16 protein-coding genes are annotated in these 20178 nt (G+C 69.7%); 3 read left to right on the top strand and 13 right to left on the bottom strand.

Annotated features, from left to right (window positions below; translation table 11 throughout):
- Positions 1-11: 11 nt before the first annotated feature.
- Both BLQ03_RS03155 and recA read right to left on the bottom strand, forming a co-directional pair.
- A complete protein-coding gene (locus BLQ03_RS03155; RefSeq protein WP_090752645.1) occupies positions 12-1229 on the bottom strand; it encodes a serine hydrolase domain-containing protein in 1218 nt (405 codons plus the stop codon).
- Between the two features lie 152 nt (positions 1230-1381).
- Positions 1382-2452, bottom strand: coding sequence for a recombinase RecA (gene recA / locus BLQ03_RS03150; RefSeq protein WP_090752643.1), 1071 nt, complete (start codon positions 2450-2452; stop codon positions 1382-1384).
- Between the two features lie 259 nt (positions 2453-2711).
- Here recA and BLQ03_RS03145 point away from each other — a divergent pair, with 259 nt between their 5' ends.
- The 3 genes from BLQ03_RS03145 (at position 2712) to BLQ03_RS03135 (ending at position 7888) form a co-directional block, all read left to right on the top strand.
- Entirely contained in the window at positions 2712-3863 is a 1152-nt protein-coding gene (locus BLQ03_RS03145) for an RsmB/NOP family class I SAM-dependent RNA methyltransferase (protein ID WP_090752640.1), read from the top strand.
- 56 nt (positions 3864-3919) lie between these two features.
- Positions 3920-6016: an ATP-binding protein gene (locus BLQ03_RS03140; RefSeq protein WP_090752637.1), complete on the top strand. Its 2097-nt coding sequence runs from the start codon at positions 3920-3922 to the stop codon at positions 6014-6016.
- 252 nt (positions 6017-6268) lie between these two features.
- The gene (locus tag BLQ03_RS03135; protein ID WP_175558755.1) at positions 6269-7888 is read left to right on the top strand and encodes a CHASE domain-containing protein; all 1620 of its coding nucleotides are present in this window, start codon (positions 6269-6271) and stop codon (positions 7886-7888) included.
- Between the two features lie 3 nt (positions 7889-7891).
- Here the strand turns inward: BLQ03_RS03135 and BLQ03_RS03130 are convergent, their stop codons facing one another.
- The 11 genes from BLQ03_RS03130 to BLQ03_RS03080 form a co-directional block, all read right to left on the bottom strand.
- Complete coding sequence (locus tag BLQ03_RS03130) at positions 7892-8716, bottom strand: lysozyme family protein (protein ID WP_217629643.1); 825 nt, start codon at positions 8714-8716, stop codon at positions 7892-7894.
- A 64-nt stretch (positions 8717-8780) separates the two neighbouring features.
- On the bottom strand, positions 8781-9992 hold the full coding sequence (locus tag BLQ03_RS03125) for a cysteine desulfurase (protein ID WP_090752632.1): 1212 nt from the start codon (positions 9990-9992) through the stop codon (positions 8781-8783).
- The gene (locus tag BLQ03_RS03120) at positions 9989-10567 is read right to left on the bottom strand and encodes a YIP1 family protein (RefSeq protein WP_090752629.1); all 579 of its coding nucleotides are present in this window, start codon (positions 10565-10567) and stop codon (positions 9989-9991) included. Before BLQ03_RS03120 ends, BLQ03_RS03125 begins: the two co-directional genes overlap by 4 nt.
- Positions 10564-11052, bottom strand: a complete 489-nt coding sequence (locus BLQ03_RS03115) for a hypothetical protein (RefSeq protein WP_090752626.1) — start codon at positions 11050-11052, stop codon at positions 10564-10566. Before BLQ03_RS03115 ends, BLQ03_RS03120 begins: the two co-directional genes overlap by 4 nt.
- A gap of 3 nt (positions 11053-11055) precedes the next feature.
- The gene (locus tag BLQ03_RS03110) at positions 11056-12393 is read right to left on the bottom strand and encodes a SufB/SufD family protein (protein ID WP_090752623.1); all 1338 of its coding nucleotides are present in this window, start codon (positions 12391-12393) and stop codon (positions 11056-11058) included.
- Positions 12386-13147, bottom strand: a complete 762-nt coding sequence (gene sufC / locus BLQ03_RS03105) for a Fe-S cluster assembly ATPase SufC (RefSeq protein ID WP_090753033.1) — start codon at positions 13145-13147, stop codon at positions 12386-12388. The genes BLQ03_RS03110 and sufC overlap by 8 nt, the downstream gene beginning before the upstream one ends.
- 120 nt (positions 13148-13267) lie before the next feature.
- Positions 13268-14806: a Fe-S cluster assembly protein SufB gene (gene sufB, locus BLQ03_RS03100; protein ID WP_090752620.1), complete on the bottom strand. Its 1539-nt coding sequence runs from the start codon at positions 14804-14806 to the stop codon at positions 13268-13270.
- Positions 14807-14809: 3 nt separating this feature from the next.
- Positions 14810-15856 carry a cysteine desulfurase family protein gene (locus BLQ03_RS03095; RefSeq protein WP_090752618.1) on the bottom strand — a complete coding sequence of 349 codons (1047 nt, stop codon included), beginning with the start codon at positions 15854-15856 and terminating at the stop codon, positions 14810-14812.
- Positions 15853-17145 (bottom strand): bifunctional phosphopantothenoylcysteine decarboxylase/phosphopantothenate synthase, encoded by a 1293-nt coding sequence (locus BLQ03_RS03090; protein WP_090752615.1) that lies wholly within the window; start codon positions 17143-17145, stop codon positions 15853-15855. Before BLQ03_RS03090 ends, BLQ03_RS03095 begins: the two co-directional genes overlap by 4 nt.
- A gap of 223 nt (positions 17146-17368) precedes the next feature.
- Positions 17369-18883 (bottom strand): YifB family Mg chelatase-like AAA ATPase, encoded by a 1515-nt coding sequence (locus BLQ03_RS03085; protein ID WP_090753031.1) that lies wholly within the window; start codon positions 18881-18883, stop codon positions 17369-17371.
- Positions 18884-18938: 55 nt separating this feature from the next.
- Positions 18939-20177 carry an AGE family epimerase/isomerase gene (locus BLQ03_RS03080; RefSeq protein WP_090752612.1) on the bottom strand — a complete coding sequence of 413 codons (1239 nt, stop codon included), beginning with the start codon at positions 20175-20177 and terminating at the stop codon, positions 18939-18941.
- Position 20178 lies beyond the last annotated feature (1 nt).

The following is a 20178-nucleotide window of genomic DNA, read 5'->3' as shown; positions in this document are numbered from 1 at the left end:
GCGCCGAGGCCTTATTTGCCGATCGCGTTCACCACGGCGTCAAAGAAGGCCATCGGGTCGACCGGCTCCTTGCCCAAGGGCTCGGGCTGGGCGGCGGTCATGGCGATGACCACCCGCTCGGCAGGATCGATGTAGATGTTCTGGCCCTGGATGCCGACGGCGGCATAGGCCTTGTGCGCGACTGACTGCTCGGTCCAGGCGGGCCACCACATCAGGCCGTAATCCGCCGTGCTGCCGTCATTCAGCGTGATCGGCAGGCCCGCGCGATCCGTCCAGCCCTCGGGCAGGACCGGCTGGCCGTCGATCATGCCGCCGTCGAGAAAGAACTGGCCGAAGCGGGCGAAGTCGCGCAGCGTGGCCGACAACCCGCTGCCGCCGATCTCATGCCCTTCGGGGCTGTCCAGCCACCATTTCGCCTCGGCCTCCATGCCGTAGGGCTGCCAGATATTCTCGGCCAGGTAGTCCGACAGGGTCTTGCCGGTGGCGCCGATCACGATCTCGCCCGCGACCTGGGTCTCGCCGGTCGAGTAGGTGTGGACCGCGCCCGGCTCGGCCGCACGGGGCAGCGCCGCCATGACCTTCATCAGCCCACCCGGCTCCTGCGCAATCTGCGCGGCCAGCAGCGCCCGGCGGTCCGAAGCCGGATCGGTGTAGGTCTCGTCCCACTGGACGCCCGAGGTCATCGCCAGGATCTGGCCGACCGTCACCCCATCATAGGCACTGCCCTTCAGCGCGGGAACATAGTCGGTGACTAGCGCGTCCTCGCCCGAGATGGCGCCGTCGCGGATCGCGGCGCCGATCAGGGTCGAGGTGACGGACTTCGCCAGCGACATCGACATCCAGCGCGTGTCCGGGCCGTTGCCGCGCTGGTAGATCTCGGTCACCAGCTTGCCGTCCTTCAGGACGATCAGGCCGGTGATGCTGTCTAGGGCGATGACGTCGTCGAGGTCATAGCTCTTGCCGTCAACAGTCAGATCCAGCGGCCCCAGCTTCAGACCCGAGGGCTCCAGCGCGCGCGGGCTGGCCGATGCGGGAATGCTGCGGGTCGGGAACAGCCGGTGGATATTGCGGAAGGTCGCAACTGCTTCGTCGGGCAAGAGGTTGCCGTCATAGATCTGCTCGACCGTCCCGATGGGCTCCTCCGCGTGGCGATAGAACGTTTCGGCCAGCGCCGGCCCCGCAAGGGCAAGGGCGGCAAGCGCAAGGCGGAGGGAAGCGGCGGTTCTCATCGGCGGTCTCCATGATGGCTCATGGCCAGCCTGCCTGCTTGCACCGCCAAGTGCCAGTCCCAGAAAGAAAAACGGGCGCCCGATAGGGGCGCCCGAAGCAGCAGGATCATGGGGGCGACAGGGCATCCGGCCCCCAGAGGCCGGCAGCAGGGTCACTCCTCGGTCAGGGCCTCGTCGTCGCTCTCGGTCGCGCCGAAGTCGAGCCCGTGGCTGGCACGGATGCGATCCTCGATGGCGGTGGCGACATGGGGATTGTCTCGCAGGAACTGCTTGGCGTTCTCGCGCCCCTGCCCGATCCGCTCGTCGCCATAGGAATACCAGGCGCCCGACTTCTCGACCACGCCGGCCTTGACGCCGAGGTCGATCAGCTCGCCGACCTTCGAAATGCCTTCACCGTACATGATGTCGAACTCGACCTGCTTGAACGGAGGCGCGACCTTGTTCTTGACGACCTTCACCTTGGTCGAGTTGCCCACGACCTCGTCACGATCCTTGATCGAGCCCGTGCGACGGATGTCGAGGCGCACCGAGGCATAGAACTTCAGCGCGTTGCCGCCCGTCGTTGTCTCGGGGTTGCCGAACATGACGCCGATCTTCATCCGGATCTGGTTGATGAAGATCACCATGCAGTTCGACCGGCCGATCGAGGCGGTCAGCTTGCGCATCGCCTGGCTCATCAGGCGGGCCTGGCTGCCCATCTGCATGTCGCCCATGTCGCCCTCGATCTCGGACTTGGGCGTCAGCGCCGCGACCGAGTCGACCACGACCAGGCTCACCGCGCCGGATCGCACCAGCGTGTCCACGATCTCCAGCGCCTGCTCGCCCGTGTCGGGCTGCGAGATCAGCAGCTCGTCCAGGTTCACGCCCAGCTTGCGGGCATATTGCGGATCAAGCGCATGTTCCGCGTCCACGAAGGCGCAGACGCCGCCCTTCTTTTGTTCCTCGGCGACCACATGCAGCGTCAGCGTGGTCTTCCCCGAGCTTTCCGGCCCGAAGATCTCGATGATGCGACCCTTGGGCAGGCCGCCGATTCCCAGCGCGATGTCCAGCCCCAGCGACCCGGTCGAGGTCGCCTCGATCTCGGCCACCGGGTTGTCGGCGCCGAGCTTCATGATCGAGCCCTTGCCGAACTGGCGTTCGATCTGCGCCAGGGCGCTGTCGAGCGCCTTCTGCCGGTCCGCGCTGCGTTTGTCGTCCATCTTCAGGATGCTCGCCCCAGACATTTTCACCTACTCTATTGCAGCGCATGGCCGTGCACAACGATGCGGCGCAGCCATCTCTTGTTCACCTGATGTTCTGGCCCCCAGATGGTGATTTCGGCCCCTGACCACAAGGACTTGCCGCCTCTGAATCGCAGTCTGAAGGAAGATTCTTAAGAAAGCGTTGACCCGTTTTCGGAGGTCGTCTTGAGGCTGCGCGCCGGGGGGATAAACTGGCTTCCATGCACCTATCCTTCCCCCGTCCCAGCGCCGGCCTGCGGCCATGACGCCAGCCGCCCGCGCCGCCGCGGCCATCCAGATTCTCGATGCCATCCTGCGGGGTGAGCCCGCCGAGGCGCAACTGACCCGCTGGGCGCGCGGCAGCCGCTTTGCGGGCTCGGGCGACCGGGCGGCCGTGCGCGACCTCGTCTATGACACCCTGCGGCGACGGCGCAGCCGCGCCGCCCTTGGAGGCGGCGACAGCGGGCGCGGCCTGATCCTAGGGGCGCTGCGCGAGGCCGGGACCGATCCGGCCACGATTTTCACGGGCGAAGGCCACGCGCCGGCGCCCCTGACGCCTGCCGAGGCCGCAGGCGGGCGGGCGCCGACACCGGCCGAGACCGCCGACCTGCCCGACTGGATCGCGCAGGCGCTTTCAGCCGATCTCGGCCCCGATTTCCCGGCGGTGGCCGAGGCGCTGCGGGACCGCGCGCCGGTCTGGCTGCGCGCGAATCTCGCCCGTGCCACGCCCGAGTCCGCGCGGGCGGCCCTTGCCGCCGAGGGTATCGAGGCCGAGCCAGATCCCCGCTGCGCGACGGCCCTGCGCGTGACGTTGGGAGAGCGGCGGCTCCAGTCCTCGGCTGCCTACAGCGCGGGGCTGGTGGAACTGCAGGACCTTTCCCCGCAGATGGCCTGCGCCGCGCTGGAGGTGGGGCTGGGGACGACGGTGCTGGACTATTGCGCGGGCGGCGGCGGCAAGTCGCTGGCGCTGGCGGCGCGCGGCGCGCGGGTAATGGCTTGGGACGCCGCGCCCGCGCGGATGCGCGACCTGCCCGCGCGCGCGGCTCGCGCGGGGGCGAGGATAACGGTGGCAGGCCCCGCAGGACCGCACGGCCAGTTCGACCTTGTCGTGACGGATGTGCCCTGCTCGGGTTCGGGCACCTGGCGGCGGACGCCGGACGCGAAATGGCGGCTCTCGCCCGAGGATCTCGCGCAGGTGACGCGCACGCAGGCCGAGATCCTCGCCCGCGCCGCCGCTCATGTGCGGCCCGGCGGCACGCTGGCCTACATGACCTGCTCGCTGCTGGCGCGCGAGAACGAGGAGCAGGTCGCCGGCTTCTTGGCCCGGCATCCCGGGTTTCGCCTGCAAGAGGCCGTCACCTGGACGCCCCTGACCGCAAGCGACGGTTTTTTCCTCGCGAAGCTCCTCCGTTAAGCGACGCTTAACCGGCGGGGCGTTATCGTCGGGCGCGAATCGGTCTTGAGGCAGGAATGAAGCAAAACGGGATCTTGCCTTCGCGCGGCCTCGTGGTGGTGCCGGTCCTGATGCTGCCGACGCTTCTCGGCGCAGTGTGGCTGGCGCTTGCGCCGGAAACGGTGTCCGCGCGGGTGCTGGTGGTCGCGGGAACCGTCGCGATGGCCTGGTACCTGCTCGCGGGGATCTTCGCCGGGCAGCGGCTTTTCTCGGAGCTTGCGCTGCTGCGGCAGGTCCGGGCTGCACGGCGGATGCTCGGGGACGAGCCGGGCTGCGCCTGGATCGTCGATGCGCAGGGCGCCATCCGCGCTCAATCGGCCGAGGCAGAGCGGGTGCAGGACATGGCGGGCCGGGATGCCGCCGCGCTGCTGACCCGCCACCGTGCACGCCCTGCCGCAGCAGCAGCCGGGCTTCTGGCGCGCGTCGGGGACGACCGGCCCGCGCGCTTGCCGCTCGGGGATGGCACCTGCCTGACGGCCCGCCGCATTCCCGGCACGGTCCTGCAACTGTGGCGGCATGAGGCCCCGCAGCACGATCCGGTGCCCCCGGTGCAGGCGGCGGGACCCGGCATGGGCTTCGGCGACCTGAACCTGCCCATCGCGCTGCTGGAACTCGACGCCTCGGGACAGGTGCTCACGGCCAATCTCGCCGCGCAGGCCCTGCTGGGCCCGGTCGCCCGGGGCACTTTCCTGGGCGACCTGGTGGACGGTCCCGGCCGTCCCCTGAGCGACTGGATCGCCGAGGTCCGCGAGGGCCGCGACACCGGTCGGGGCGAGGTGCTGCAGACCCGCACCGGAGAGCCCGAGCGCGCGCTGCAGGTCACCCTGGGCGCAAGCCCCGGCACGGACCGCATCGTGGCGGTGCTGACGGATGTCAGCGCGCTCAAGACGCTCGAGGCACAGTTCGTGCAAAGCCAGAAGATGCAGGCCATCGGCCAGCTGGCGGGCGGCATCGCGCATGACTTCAACAACCTGCTGACGGCGATCACCGGCCATTGCGACCTGCTGATGCTGCGGCGTGACAACACCGACCCCGATTACGCGGACCTGCACCAGATCTCGCAGAACGCCAACCGCGCGGCGGCGCTGGTGCGCCAGCTGCTCGCCTTCTCGCGCAAGCAGACGCTGACGCCGCAGCTCATCGACCTGCGCCACACGCTGTCCGACCTCAGCCATCTTCTGAACCGGCTCGTGGGCGAACGGGTTGTCGTCACGGTCACGCACGACCCTTCGCTGCGCCCTATCCGCGCCGATGCCCGGCAGTTCGAGCAGGTGCTGATGAACCTTGTCGTGAACGCCCGCGACGCCATGCCGGGTGGCGGCGAGGTTGCAATCCGCACCGAGAACGTCCGCCTGCGGTCCCGGCTGACGCTGAAACAGGCCAGCATCCCCAAGGGCGAATACGTCCGCATCACCGTCTCGGACCAGGGGTGCGGCATCCCACCCGAGGCGCTGGACAAGATCTTCGACCCGTTCTTCACCACGAAGAAGCAGGGCGAGGGCACCGGCCTGGGGCTGTCCACGGCCTATGGCATCGTCAAGCAGACGGGCGGCTACATCTTCTGCGACAGCCTCCCGGGTGAGGGCACCACCTTCACGTTGTACTTCCCCGCCCAACGCGCGCGGCCCACCGCCGCCAAACCTGTGCCCCGGGCACCCGCCGCCCTGGATGACCTGCCCGATGAGCGGCGGCGCACCGTGCTGCTGGTCGAGGACGAGGCGCCCGTGCGCGCCTTCGCCGCCCGCGCGCTCAAGCTGCACGGCTTCGACGTCATCGAGGCCGACAGCGGAGAGCGGGCGCTCGAGATCCTGTCCGATGCCGCGCTGGCGGTGGACATCTTCGTGACCGATGTCGTGATGCCCGGCATGGACGGCCCTGCCTGGGTCCGCACGGCCCTGCGCGACCGCGAAGGCACGCCTGTCATCTTCATGTCCGGCTACATGGACGCGACCCTGTCGGACGGCAACGCAGCGATCCCGAACACGCTGTTCCTGCCCAAGCCCTTCTCTCTCACCGACCTGGTCGCCAGCGTCGAGAGCCATCTCGCCGGGCGCCCCGGCCCGGCCCAGTCTGCCGATGGCGGCGAAGCCGGCGGGACTGCTGCCTTGCAGTGACGCATTCCTTGGTCGGCCGGTTGCAGAAGCGAGGCGCAAGGCGCCGAAGGCCACCGAATGGGCGCGCGGACTGCGGGGCCTGACCATGCCGGCCTGCTGCACCAGCCGAATGACAAGGCCCGGCCGGGAGGCCTTGCGGCGCTATGGACAGGACTTTCCCCGCAGCGTAGGGGAGCCGTCAAGGCACGGGTGGTTCCCCGTCCCTTCCCCAGACTGAAGCAGCCGATGCGGCCCTCCCTTCCCGAGCACGGAATGACACGCGCCCGCCAGCCCGTTCTGATGTTGGGCGCCGTGCTTGTCACGCTGGCGCTGGGCCTCGGGCTGACCGTGGCTACCGTCCGGCTGGAGAACCAGGCCGTCGCCATGCGTTTCGCCCGGCTTGCCGATCTCGTGTCCAGCCGCCTTCAGCAGCGGATGAACCAGCATGTGGCGCTGCTGCGCGCCACGCGCAGCCAGTTCGACGCGGAGGTGGAGCCGGTCACGGTGCCCGAGTTCGCACGCTATGTCGCCGGGCTCGACCTGCAGGGCAACTACCAGGGGATCCAGGGCATCGGTTTTGCCGCGCTGCTGCCCACGGCCGAGGCCGAGCAGGCGCGTGACCGGATCGCGGCCGCGCATGGACACCAGATCGCGGCCCGTCCCCCCGGCGACCAGCCCTTCGTCGGCCCCATCGTCATGCTCGAGCCCCTGGACGAGCGGAACCGCCGTGCGCTCGGCTATGACATGTTCTCCGAGCCTGCCCGCCGCGAGGCGATGATCGCGGCGCTCGAGAGCGGCGAGCCGCGGGCCACCGGCCCGGTCGAGCTGGTGCAGGAGATCACCGACGAGAAGCAGACGGGCTTCCTGATCTACACTCCGACCCACGCAGGGCTGTTCGCGAGAAGCGAGCAGCGCGACGGCGGCTTCGTCTATTCCCCCTTCCGCGCGGGCGACCTGCATGCCGCCGTGCTGGCCACCCTGCCCGGCCTTCCGATGAGCCTGCGGACGGTGGACGCCCTTGCCCCCGACCAGCCGCTTTTCGACAACAGCCCCGCGGAAATCCCGCCAAATTTAGCAGCGCAGGCGATCACGCGCGAGATTCCGATCGCGGGCCGGCGCTGGCAGATGACCATGACCCCCGCGCCTGGCTTCTCGGGATGGAGGGACCGCTCGGCCAGCCTGATGGTGGGCGTGCTGTCGTTGCTGCTGGTGATCGCCGTGGGCGGGGCCACCTGGAGCTTCCTGCGCGCGCTGGCCGAGGCCGAGCGGGCGGCGGCCCTTTCGGCGCGCGAGGCCGAGCAGCGCGCGCTTCTGCTGCGCGAGATGCAGCACCGGATCAAGAACCACCTTGCCCGCATCCAGGCCATCGCGCGCCAGACCATGCGCTCGGCCAGGGACCTGACCGAGTTCGGGCGGATCTTCGGCGCCCGGCTTTCGGCCATGGCCAAGGCGCAGGACGCGATCAACCGCGACGGGCGCGACTCGGCGGACCTGCGCGCGCTGCTGCTGGCCGAGATCGGCGGGGTCGTCGAGGCGGATCGGGCCGAGGCGATGCTGGGCGGCCCGCCCGTGCGGCTGAACGGGCGCGAGGCGCAGGCGCTGGGGCTGGTGGCATATGAGCTCAGCACCAACGCCATGAAATACAGCGCGGAAGCCGATGCCCTGACGATCCGCATCGAATGGCAGGTCGAAAAGCGCGGCGAGGCCGACTGGCTGGTCCTGCGCTGGATCGAGCCCGAGGCCCAGCCCGGCGGCACGGAGGGCGAAGCGGGCGGCTTCGGCACGCAACTGATCCATGCGCTGATCGAGGGTGACCTGAACGGCACCTTCTCGCGCGACTTCGGCGCGGATGGCATGGTGATCACCATCGCCTTTCCGCTATCGCTGGACTGACGGCTACAGCGCCTCGGACGGGGCAGGATCGGGCGGGGGCTCGACCGCGTCGGCCAGCGCCTCGCGCGGGCCGATCAGCGCCCCGCGGCTGAGGCCGATCAGCGCCCCCCGCCCCGGCGCCACCACCGCCAGCGAGCCGGGCGAGCCCGTCCTTTCCGACCCCAAGGGCGCGCCCAGCAGGGTCAGCCTCTGACGGGCACGGGCCACCTTCTCGGGCGCAACGGGGGCCGCCAAGGCGAAGTCGTTGTAGGTCTCGGGCGTGCCGGTCATCCCTTCGAAGCCACGTTTTCGGAAGGTCGCGCGCAGGTCGTCAAAGCGCGCGAGATACCTGTTCGCATGAACCGCCGTGCGGGAATGGAAGGCTCCGGCCGCGCGGCGCCAGTCGCCCGTCTCGGCATAAAGGTCGCGGACGAAGCGGGCGGCGTAGCGGGCGTTTTCCAGCGGATCGAACATCTCGACCACGGAAGGAAAGTTCTCGCCATGCCAGCGGTAGTTCAACTGGAAACAGCCGATGTCCATGTTCGGCCGGCCCTGGTCGATGCGGTCCTGCGCAAAGGCCAGCGCCTCGGCCGGGTCGTCGAACCAGCTGCCCGCGCCCTCGGCATTCACGCTCCAGGCCCAAGGGCGGACGACGCCGCCGCGGCGGCGGCCGGTTTCGGTCAGGGTCAGCGCGCCCAGGATGTCGGGCGGCACGCCCATTTCGGCCGCCGCCGTCATGGCCGCCCATTCGCAGACGGCCGCGGGCTGGTCGGCCGGGTCAGTAGCGGCCTGTGCCATGGGCGTCAGCGGCAGCCAGAGCAGCAGCGCCAGAAGCCCCATCAGCCGCATCTGCGCCCCCCCCTTGCCCTTCACGGGCCCGGGATAGCAGCGCAGGCTTAAGAAACCGTTGCGGTCAGGCGAAAAGCTCGCGGCAGAACTCGAGCCCCGAGACAAGGGCGTCCACGTCCTCGCGGGTGTTGTACATGGCAAAGCTCGCGCGGGCCGAGGCGGGGATGCCGTAATGCTGCATCAGGGGCATGGCGCAATGCGTCCCCGCCCGCACGGCGATGCCGCGCTGGTCGAGGATCGTCGAGATGTCATGGGCATGCGCCCCTTCCATCGTCATCGAGAAGATCGCGCCCTTGCCCGGCGCCGTCCCCTGGATCTGCAGCCAGTTCAGCCCACCCAGCCGCTCCATCGCATAGTCGCGCAACGAGGCCTCATGCGCGGCGATGTTCTCCATGCCGAGCGACATCATGTAGTCGAGCGCGGCACCCAGGCCGATCTGGTTGACGATGCCGGGGGTGCCCGCCTCGAAGCGCAGCGGCGGGTCGGCGTAGGTCACGGCGTCCCGCGTGACCTCGCGGATCATGTCGCCGCCGCCGAGGAAGGGGCGCATCTCGGCCTGCCGCTCGGCCCTGATCCAGATCGCGCCCGACCCCGAGGGCCCGTAAAGCTTGTGGCCGGTGATCACGTAGAAGTCGCAGCCGAGCGCGCCCACGTCCACGGGCATGTGGACCGCCGACTGGCTGCCGTCGACCAGCACCGGCACATCGGTGCCGCGCGCAATGGCGCCCACGTCCACCACCGTGCCGGTGACGTTGGACATGTGGGTGATCGCGATCAGCCGGGTCCGGGGACCGACCGCCGCCAGCACCTTTTCGGGCGGCAGGCTGCCGTCGGGCTCGGGCTCGACCCAGCGCAGCACGACGCCCTGCCGTTCGCGCAGGAAATGCCAGGGGACAATGTTGGCGTGGTGTTCCAGCAGGGACAGGACGATCTCGTCGCCCGGCTGCAGGCGCGGGGCGGCCCAGCCATAGCTGACGAGGTTGATGCCCTCGGTCGAGCCGCTGGTGAAGATCACCTCGTCCTCGCGCGGGGCATTGAGGAAGCGCGCGATGGTGGCGCGGACGCGTTCGTAGTTGTCGGTCGCCAGGTTCGACAGGAAATGAAGGCCCCGGTGCACGTTGGCATATTCGCCCGCATAGGCCGCCGAGATCGCGTCGATCACCACCTGCGGCTTCTGGGCGCTGGCGCCGCTGTCCAGATAGACCAGCGGCCGGCCGTTCACCTGCCGCGACAGGATCGGGAAATCGGCACGGACGCGGGAAACGTCGAAACTCATGCGGGCGCTCCGGGCAGGAAGCCGAGGGTGGCGGCGAGGATGGACAAGAGGAAGCTGGTCAGCATGATCGTGCCCAGGATCCCCAGAACCACCAGAAGGGCGTTGCGAAAGCCGTGGACGGCCATCGTCAGGGCCACCATCAGATAGGCAGCCAGCAGCAGGGCCGCAATGCCCAGAAGCGCGCCGAAGGGCGGCAGGACCAGCGTGACGACAAGCTGCAGGGTCTGCAGCGCGACCATGATGGCCTCGACCCAGCCCACGGCCAGCAGCGCGTCGGAAAAGCGCCCGGTGCCGCCGAAAATGCGGCCCACCTCGGCCAGCAGATAGGCGCCAAAGGCGGCCGAGACGACCTGCACCGAGGCCATCGAGATGGGCGAGGCCGAGAGGAACCCCAGCACCCCCGGCCCCTCCCCCGGCGCGGCCAGAAGGGCCCCCGACAGCCAGGACAGGATGGCCGAGCAGGCGGCGGTGGCGAAGATCAGCGCCCAGCGGTCGCCCGGCTGCCACGGCTTTGCCTTCAGGACCCGGAACCCCCCGAGAGGGTCGCGGAGGGTCATCCTCATCAGTTCGATCATGCGGGCTGCCTTTGCTGGCTCAGGGCGCGAAGTCCCGAGATCCAGAACACCAGAAACGCGCCGCCCGCCAGCAGGTTCACGGCCGCGACAGCCGGGCCCGGCCCCACAAAGCCCATCGTCAGCCCCTGCAGCAGCATGACCGGCGCGACCGCCGCCAGGGCCCAGACCAGCGCCAGGCGCGAGGCGCGGCCGTCCAGCCGCAGCCCGAAGGCGCGGGCGACCAGTTGCGCGACGGCGGCCACCGCCATCACGATCAGCGGCATCATGAACAGCGTCGCCAGCAGCGCGCCCCCCAGGCGCGCGTCCAGCGGCACCGAGGGGTCCAGTGCCGCCGCGCGCGCGTGCGCGGGCCACTGGGCCACGAAATAGACCGCCATCGTGCCCAGAAGCAGCGCCAGCAGCCCCGCTTCGGACAGGCTCGCCATCCCGCGCACCGCCGCACCGGGCGCGCGCCAGGTCTGCAGGATGCGCGGGATCAGCGCCATGCCTCAGCCCTGGGCCTTGGCGGTCAGCCAGTCTTCCAGGCGGCCCGAGATCTCGGCCCGCAGGTCCTCGTCCTCGACCTCTTCCAGCGCGTCCGCGAGGAAGCTGAGGACCAAGAGCACGATCGCCCGTTCCCGCGGCACCCCGCGCGAGCGCAGGTAGAACAGCGCGGTTTCATCCAGCGCGCCCGTGGTCGAGCCGTGACTGCACTTCACGTCGTCGGCGTAGATCTCCAGCTCGGGCTTGGCGAGGAACTGGCTGTCCTCATCCAGCAGCAGCGCCTGGCTGATCTGGTAGCCGTCGGTCTTCTGCGCGCCGGGACGCACGAGGATCTTGCCCTGGAAGACGCCGGTCGCGCCGTTCTTCAGCACCTTCTTGAAGACCTGACGGCTTTCGCCGCGCAGACCGCCGTGGGTGATGAAGACGGTGTCGTCATGGCGCAGGTTGCCGCCATCGCCCAGAACGGCGGCCGCGACATGGGCCACGGCGTCGTCGCCGGCAAGTTCGATCACCGATTCCGACCGCATGTGCCGGCCATCGACCGACAGCTCGAAGCTTTTCAGCGAGGCGCCCTCGGCCACACGGGCGAACAGGTGGGTCGTCGCGATGCGCGCCACGCCCGCGCGAGGCGCGGCGATGTGGTGCAGCTTGGCGCCGGGCGCGAGGTCGGCCTCGATCACCACGTTGCCACGCGCGCCGAGCAGGCCGTTTTCCAGCAGCGTCAGCTCGGCCCCTTCCTCGAGCCGCAGGACGTGGTGGACGATCACGTCGGCACCGGCGTCCGAGGGACGATACAGGATCTGCACCGGACGGTCCGCCTTGCCGGTGACGCGGATCACTAGGCCGTCGGTGGCAACGGCCGTGTTCAGCACGGCGAAGGGACGGCGCACGGGCTTCTGCCCCTGGGCCTCCAGCACGCCATAGGCCTCGGCCACCCAGTGGCCGGGCTGCGCGTCGGCCTGGGCCAGCGTGGTGATCTCCACCCCGGCCAGCGCCGGGTCATCCGAAGCGGCGGCGTCGAAGCGGCCGTCCACGAAGACCAGCCGCAGCTTGTCCACACTGGCAAACAGCTTCGGGTCGCCCGCGACGGTCTCCAGCGCGACCGGCTCGGGCCGGGCGGCGTTGAAGGGCGCCGGGTCGGTATAGCGCCAGTATTCGTGGCGCGGGCCGGGCAGGCCCTGCTCCTTCAGCCGCGCCAGGGCATCAGCACGCGCGGGCGCGGTGGCGCCCGTCATGGGCGCGGGCGCAGCGGCAAGGCGGGCGTCAAGCTGCACATCGGCCGGGGCCGAGCGCGGGGCGCCCTCGATGACGGGGGTCTGCTGGGTCTTGACGGCTTCAAGCATCGGCGGCCTCGGCAAGGATGTCCCCGTAGCCGTTGCGCTCGACTTCCAGCGCCAGCTCGGGGCCGCCCGACTTCACGATGCGGCCGTCATGCATGATGTGAACGACGTCCGGCACGATGTGGTCCAGCAGGCGCTGATAGTGGGTGATCACGAGGAAGCTGCGCTCGGGCGAACGCAGCGCGTTCACGCCCTCGGCGACCAGACGCATCGCGTCCACGTCGAGGCCCGAGTCCGTCTCGTCCAGGATGCACATGCGGGGTTCCAGCATGGCCATCTGCAGGATCTCGTTGCGCTTCTTCTCGCCGCCCGAGAAGCCGACGTTCACCGGGCGCTTCAGCATCTCGGCGTCGATGTCCAGCGCCTTGGCCTTCTCGCGCACCAGCTTGAGGAAGTCGCCCGAGGACAGCTCCTCCTCGCCGCGCGCCTTGCGCTGGGCGTTCACGGCCGTGCGCAGGAAGGTCATGTTGCCGACGCCGGGGATTTCCACCGGGTACTGGAAGGCCAGGAACAGGCCGGCGGCGGCGCGTTCCTCGGGCTCCATCTCCAGCAGGTCGCGGCCGTCCAGCGTGGCGGAGCCGTCGGTGACCTCATAGCCCTCGCGGCCCGACAGCACATAGGAGGTCGTGGACTTGCCCGAGCCGTTCGGGCCCATGATCGCATGAACCTCGCCCGCCGGGACGGTCAGCGTGACGCCCTTGAGGATCTGCTTCCCTTCTTCCTCGAGCTGCACGTGAAGGTTCTTGATTTCCAGCATGTTCATTCCTTTTTGCGGCGGCGGAGGCCTGCGGCGCATGTGGCCCGGGGCAGGCTTCGCGTGATAATCTTCGTTCGGCGGACGTCCGGGGCAGGCATCCCGCCCGCCCCGGATCGCATGTCAGCCCACCGAACCTTCCAGGCTGATCGCGACCAGGCTCTGCGCCTCCATCGCGAATTCCATCGGCAGGGCCTGCAGCACCTCGCGGCAGAAGCCGTTGACGACCAGGGCCACGGCCTCTTCCTCGTCCATGCCGCGGGCGCGGCAGTAGAACAGCTGGTCCTCGTCCACCTTGGAGGTGGTGGCCTCGTGTTCCACGCGCGACGAGGTGTTCTTGACCTCGATATAGGGCACAGTATGCGCCCCGCACTGATCGCCGATCAGAAGGCTGTCGCATTGGGTGTAGTTGCGGCTGTTGGTGGCGCGCGGGTGCATCGTCACCAGACCGCGATAGGTGTTCTGCGCCCGGCCCGCCGAGATGCCCTTGGACACGATGCGCGAGCGGGTGTTCTTGCCAAGATGGATCATCTTGGTCCCGGTGTCGGCCTGCTGGGCGTTGTTGGCGATGGCGATCGAGTAGAACTCGCCCTGGCTTTCCTCGCCCCGCAGGATGCAGGACGGGTATTTCCAAGTGATGGCCGAGCCGGTTTCCACCTGCGTCCACATCACCTTGGCGCGGGCCTCGCGGCAGTCGGCACGCTTGGTGACGAAGTTGTAGATGCCGCCCTTCCCTTCCTCGTCGCCGGGGAACCAGTTCTGGACGGTCGAGTATTTCACCTCGGCGTCTTCCAGCACGACGATTTCCACCACCGCGGCGTGCAGCTGGGCGGTGTCGCGCTTGGGCGCGGTGCAGCCTTCCAGATAGCTGACGTGGCTGCCCTTGTCGGCGATGATCAGCGTGCGCTCGAACTGGCCGGTGTTCTCGGCGTTGATGCGGAAATAGGTGGACAGCTCCATCGGGCAGCGGACGCCCGGCGGGATGTAGACAAAGGACCCGTCCGAGAAGACCGCCGAGTTCAGCGTCGCGAAGAAGTTGTCCGAGGGCGGCACAACCGAGCCGAGGTATTTCTTCACAAGCTCGGGATGCTCGCGGATCGCTTCCGAGATCGAGCAGAAGATCACGCCCGCCTTGGCGAGCTCATCCTTGAAGGTCGTTCCCACGCTGACCGAGTCGAAAACGGCGTCCACGGCCACCCGGCGCGCGTCCTCGCGCCCTTGGATGGGCGAGGCGTCGGCGCCCTCGACCCCAGCCAGGATCGCCTGTTCCTTCAGCGGGATGCCCAGCTTCTCATAGGTCGCCAGCAGGGCGGGATCGACCTCGTCCAGCGACTTGGGCTTGACGGCCATGCTTTTCGGACGCGCGTAGTAATACTGGTCCTGATAGTCGATGTGGGGATAGTTCAGCATCGCCCAGCGCGGCTCGGTCATGCCCTGCCAGCGGCGGAAGGCCGACAGGCGCCATTCGGTCATCCACTCGGGCTCGTCGTTCTTCTGGCTGATCAGCCGGACGATGTCCTCGTTGATGCCCTTGGGGGCGTACTCCATCTCGATCTCGGTGTCCCACCCGTATTTGTAGGACCCCATGTTGGCGACGGTCTCGACCGTCTCACGGTCGACGCCTTCGCGGACTTCGATCTCGGGCGCGTCCAGAACGGCCATCGGTTACCTTCCCTTCTTGCTCTGCCACCGGGCGCGGGCGGAAAGCCACGCCTCGGCAAAGCGGTCCAATTCCTCGGGCGTCGTCGTTCCCCCGAACGAGACGCGCAGCGCGCAGCCGGCATCCTGCTCGGCCACGCCCATCGCGCGCAGCACCCCGCTTGACCGGACCTTGCCGGAAGAGCAGGCGGACCCGGCGGAAACGGCAAAGCCGGCCAGGTCCATCTGCATCACCTGCGTCTCGCCCTTCCACCCCGGAGTCAGGATGGACAGCGTCTGCGGCAGGCGTCGGGATTCGCGCCCTGGAAACATAGTGTTTCCGTCATGATCTTCCAGTCTCCGCAGCAGATGATCTCGCATTTCCGCGAGTCTTTCCGCGATTCCAGCCGCAAGGTCACTTTGGGCAGCCCTGGCCGCGGCGGCAAAGCCTGCAATGGCGGCGAGGTTCTCGGTCCCCGCCCGGCGGCCTTGTTCCTGCCCGCCGCCGCGCAGACGTGCCGGGCGGTCCTCGCCCTCCGCAAGGATCAGCGCGCCGATGCCGCGCGGCCCGCCCAGCTTGTGGGCGCTGACGAAGCCCGCACGCACACCCATCCAGTCGAAGGCCAGCGGGATCTTCCCGAAACCCTGTGTCATGTCGCTGACCGCGAGCCCTTGGGGCAGGTCCTGGATCACGCCCGTCTCGCTGTTGGCCATCTGCAGCGTGGCGTGGGCAGGATCGGGAACCGTGACGCGGCCCTGGACATCGGCGGCCAGCGTTTCCTCGCACCAAGCGCGCACGCAGTCATGCTCCACGCCCGCGCAGGCAAGCCCCTGCCCCTCCAGCGCCAGCGCGGCGGCCTCGGTGGAACCCGAGGTGAAGACGATGTCGGCGCGGGATGCGCCCAGCGCCTCGGCGATCTCCTCGCGCGACCGTTCCAGCAGCATCTTGGCCGCGCGCCCCTCGGCATGGACGCTGGAGGGGTTGCCGATCACGTCGAAGGCCTCGGCCATGGCCGCCCGCGCCTCAAGGCGCAGCGGCGCGGTGGCGTTCCAGTCGAGGTAGACGCGGCTCATGGTCGGCCCGCCTCGTGGCCCAGGTGGTCGGCGATGCGCGCGGCCAGGCGGCGGCCGACCTCGTCCTTGGGCAGCTGCGGCCAGGGCTCGGCGCCCCTGTCGGTGACAAGGATGACGCTGTTCTCGGTCCCGCCCATGACGCCGGTCGCGGGGCTGACGTCATTCGCCACGATCCAGTCGCAGCCCTTGCGCAGGCGCTTGGTGGTGGCATTGGCCAGCACGTCGTCGGTTTCGGCGGCAAAGCCCACGACCAGGGGCGGACGCGCCTCGGCCCGGCTGATCCAGGCAAGGATGTCGGGGTTCTCGGCCATTTCCAGCGCCGGCGGGCGGCCCGAGCCGTCCTTCTTGATCTTGCGGTCGGACGCGCTGGTCACGCGCCAGTCCGCCACGGCCGCCGCCATCACCGCCGCATCGGCGGGCAGCGCCCGCTCCACTGCCGCGCGCATCTCGGCCGCGGTTTCCACGCGCACGACCTGCACGCCCGGGGGCGGCGGAACCGTCGCGGGGCCGGTCACGAAGGTCACCCGCGCGCCGAGGTCGCGCAGCCCCGCCGCCACGGCCGTCCCCTGAGCGCCCGAGGAGCGGTTGGCGATGTAGCGCACGGGGTCGATCGGCTCATGCGTCGGCCCCGAGGTGACGATCACATGCCGCCCGGCCAGCGGCCCTGCTGCCACGCCCGGCAGGACGACCGCCTCGGGCGGCAGGCGCAGGATGGCGTCGGTCAGCCGCAGCGGGCGCTCTCCCTCGTCCTCCAGCGCGTCGCGGATGGCGTCGAGGATCGCTTCCGGCTCGGCCATGCGACCTTCGCCCCATTCGCCGCAGGCCATCTCGCCCGCATCGGGGCCGACGAACAGGATGCCGTCGCCTTCCAGCGTGGCGCGGTTGCGGCGGGTGGCGGGATGTTCCCACATCCGCACGTTCATGGCGGGCGCGACCAGCACCCGCTTGTCGGTCGCCATCAGCAGGGTCGAGGCGAGGTCGTCCGCGTGCCCCCCCGCCATCTTCGCCATCAGGTCGGCAGTCGCGGGCGCCACCACCACCAGGTCGGCCGCGCGCGACAGCTGGATATGGCCCATCTCGGCCTCGCGTGTCAGGTCCCATAGTGCGGTGTGGCAGGCCTCGCCCGACAGGGCCGACAGCATCAGGGGCGTGACGAACTGCGCGCCGCCTTCGGTCAGGACGGTGGTGACGCCAATGCCCGCGCCCTTCAGCAGCCGGACCAGTTCGGGGATCTTGAAGGCGGCGATCCCGCCCCCCACGATCAGCAGAACGCGCTTTTCCTGCATCATCGGCTCTTTTCCCTGACTTCGCTGGCGGATGCGAGGAGACTTAGAAGACCGGGGCGCATGGGGCAAGGAAGGCAGGCCCTCCTGCGGAATCCATGGGGCCTCGAGGCAGGCGGTGCCGGGCTGGATTTCAGTCTCTTCGGGGATGCGCCTGCCTTGCGGAACTGCCGGACCGGGGCGCTGCCCCGGACCCCGGGATATTTTCACAAAGAAGAACGGGCTTGCCTCACACCCCCGCTGCGAAAGGCAGGCGGTAGCCGATGGCCTCGGCGATATGCGGCGCACGGACCGTCTCGCTGTGGTCGAGGTCGGCGATGGTGCGTGCCGTGCGCAGGATGCGGTGGTAGCCTCGCGCGCTGAGGCCCAGCCGCTCGGCGGCGCGGGTGATCAGGGTACGGCCCTCGCTGTCCGGCGCGGCGATCTCGTCCAGCACCGGGCCCGAAGCATCCGCGTTCACCCGCAGCCCGGGATGATCGGCAAAGCGGCGGGTCTGCCGGTCACGCGCCACAGCGATCCGGCCCGCGATGGTTCCCGAGGCCTCGCCGCCCGGCCGCGCCTCGAGGTCGCCAATCGCGACGGCGGGCACCTCGATGCGCAGGTCGAAGCGGTCCATCAGTGGCCCCGACAGCTTGCCCATGTAGTCCGCCCCGCATTGCGGCGCCCGCGCGCAGGCCCGCGCCGCGTCCGCCAGGTGCCCGCAGCGGCAGGGGTTCGCCGCCGCGATCAGCAGGAAGCGGCAGGGATAGCGCACATGGGCATTCGCCCGCGCGACCACGACCTCGCCCGTTTCCAGCGGCTGGCGCAGGGTTTCCAGAACGGGACGGGGAAACTCGGGCAACTCGTCCATGAACAGCACGCCGTTGTGAGCGAGGCTGATCTCTCCGGGTTTCGCCCCTCGGCCGCCGCCCACGATGGCGGCCATGGACGCCGTGTGGTGGGGGTCGCGGAACGGCGCCTCGCGCGAGATGCCGCCATCCGTCAGCATCCCCGCCAGTGACTGGATCATCGAGGTTTCCAGCGCCTCGGCCGGGGTCAGCTCCGGCATCAGCCCCGGCAGGCGCGCGGCCAGCATCGACTTGCCCGAGCCGGGCGGGCCCACCATCAGCAGGTGATGCCGCCCGGCCGCCGCGATCTCCAGCGCGCGCTTGGCGCGTTCCTGCCCCCGGACGTCGGCCATGTCGGCCAAGCGCGGCGTCCTGACGACCTGCCCCGGCGCGGAAGGCGCGACCGGCGCGCGGCCCGTCAGGTGATCGACAGCCTGCCGCAGCCCCTGCGGCGCGATCACGGGCACCGCGCCCACCCAGGCGGCCTCGGCCCCGCAGGCGGGCGGGCAGATCAGCACCCGCCCCTCCTCGGCCGCAGCCATGGCAGCGGGCAGCGCGCCCGCGACCGAAACCAGCCGCCCGTCCAGCGCCAGTTCGCCCAGCGACACCACGCCCTCAAGTTCATCCGCCGGCAGCACCTCCAGCACCGCCAGCACCGCCAGCGCGATGGGCAGGTCGAAATGCGAGCCCTCCTTGGGCAGGTCGGCGGGCGACAGATTCACCGTCACGCGCTTGTTCGGCATCGCGACCGACATGGCGCCGAAAGCCGCGCGAATGCGTTCGCGCGCCTCGCTGACCGCCTTGTCAGGCAGGCCCACGATGGTGAAGGACGGCAGGCCGGGCGAGACCGCCGCCTGCACCTCGACCAGCCGCGCCTCGATCCCGTCGAAGGCCACGGTATAGGCGATCGCGACCATGTCCTTCCCCGCCAGCCCCTGCGCCAAGGCCTAGCGGGCGAGTCTTGCCAAATGGTTAACGGCGCAGCGGACGGGTTTCGGCCAGTTCGCGCATCAGCCCCGACAGGCCCGGCACCAGCGGGATCAGGTCCGCCTGGAGCGCGTGGTAGATGTCGGGCTTGCCGCGGAACTGGCGTTCTACCGGACGGCCCTCCTCGCCGATCTCGGGCAGCCAGCCGCCGTGACGGGCGTCGATGAAATGGCGCGCGGCGAAACGCCAGCAGTCGCGGTAGCGCTCCTCGTCTTCCGGCGCGGCTTCCAGCTTGAGCAGGCTGGCGAAGGCGCCGATGGCCTCGGTCACCGGCCACCAGTAGCGGTCGCGGATCGCGGGGCGGCCGTCGGTGCCCAGCGTGTAGATGAAGCCGCCGTCCCGGCGCCAGGCGTCGGCAAAGGCGCGTTCCACCAGTTGCCGGGCGCGGTCGGGGGCGTCGTCGCCGCGCCCCGACAGGTCCCAGTGCTGCAGCACCAGTCGGCCGAGTTCGAATGAATGGCCGGGCGTACTGCCGGGCGGACGGAACATCGGGGTGCCGGAATAGGCCGCGTCCACCTGCCAGCCTTTGGTGTAATGCTCGGGCAGGCGCCAGCCGTGTTCGGGCGCGATGCGGCCTGCGAAGAATTCAAGGATGCGGCCTGCGCGGTCGAGCCACTGGCGCTCGCCCGTGGCCTCATGGGCGGCCAGCATCGCCTCGGCGCCATGCATGTTGGCGTTCATGCCGCGATAAGTGGAAAAGGGCGTCCAGTCGCGGCGGTATTCGTCGGAAAGAAGCCCCGCGCCCTTGTCCCAGAAGCGGAGGTCCAGCACCTCGGCCACGTCACCCAGCAGGCGTTCGGCGTCCGGATGGCCGACCTGCCGGGCGCTTGCCGCCGCCAGAAGGACGAAGACATGGCCGTAAGCCAGCTTGGTGTCGTCGGCGAAGCCCTCGGGCGCGACTGCCCAGGCATAGCCGCCGTGCTGGGGGTCGCGGTGCCTGCGCCACAGGAAGCCCAGGCCCGCGTCGATGATGTCCTCGCAGCCCGGCGCGCCGGCGGCATGGGCCAGCGCGAAGGAATGGACCAGACGGGTCGTCGTGTGCAGCTCCTGCGGGCCGGGAAGCGGGCGGCCCGCGCGGTCCAGCACGTCGAAGCCACCGTCGCCGCGCAGGCTCGCGCGGAAGAAATCCAGCTGCCGCAGCGCATCGGTCGCCAGCCAGTCGCGGTGGCCGGGATCACTGATCCAAGGCTGGTCGGTGTCGGGGCCAAGGGCGTCGTCGTTCATC

The organism is Paracoccus chinensis, from assembly GCF_900102885.1.
Taxonomy (GTDB): domain Bacteria; phylum Pseudomonadota; class Alphaproteobacteria; order Rhodobacterales; family Rhodobacteraceae; genus Paracoccus; species Paracoccus chinensis.
This window is presented reverse-complemented; position numbering and strand designations above follow the sequence as displayed.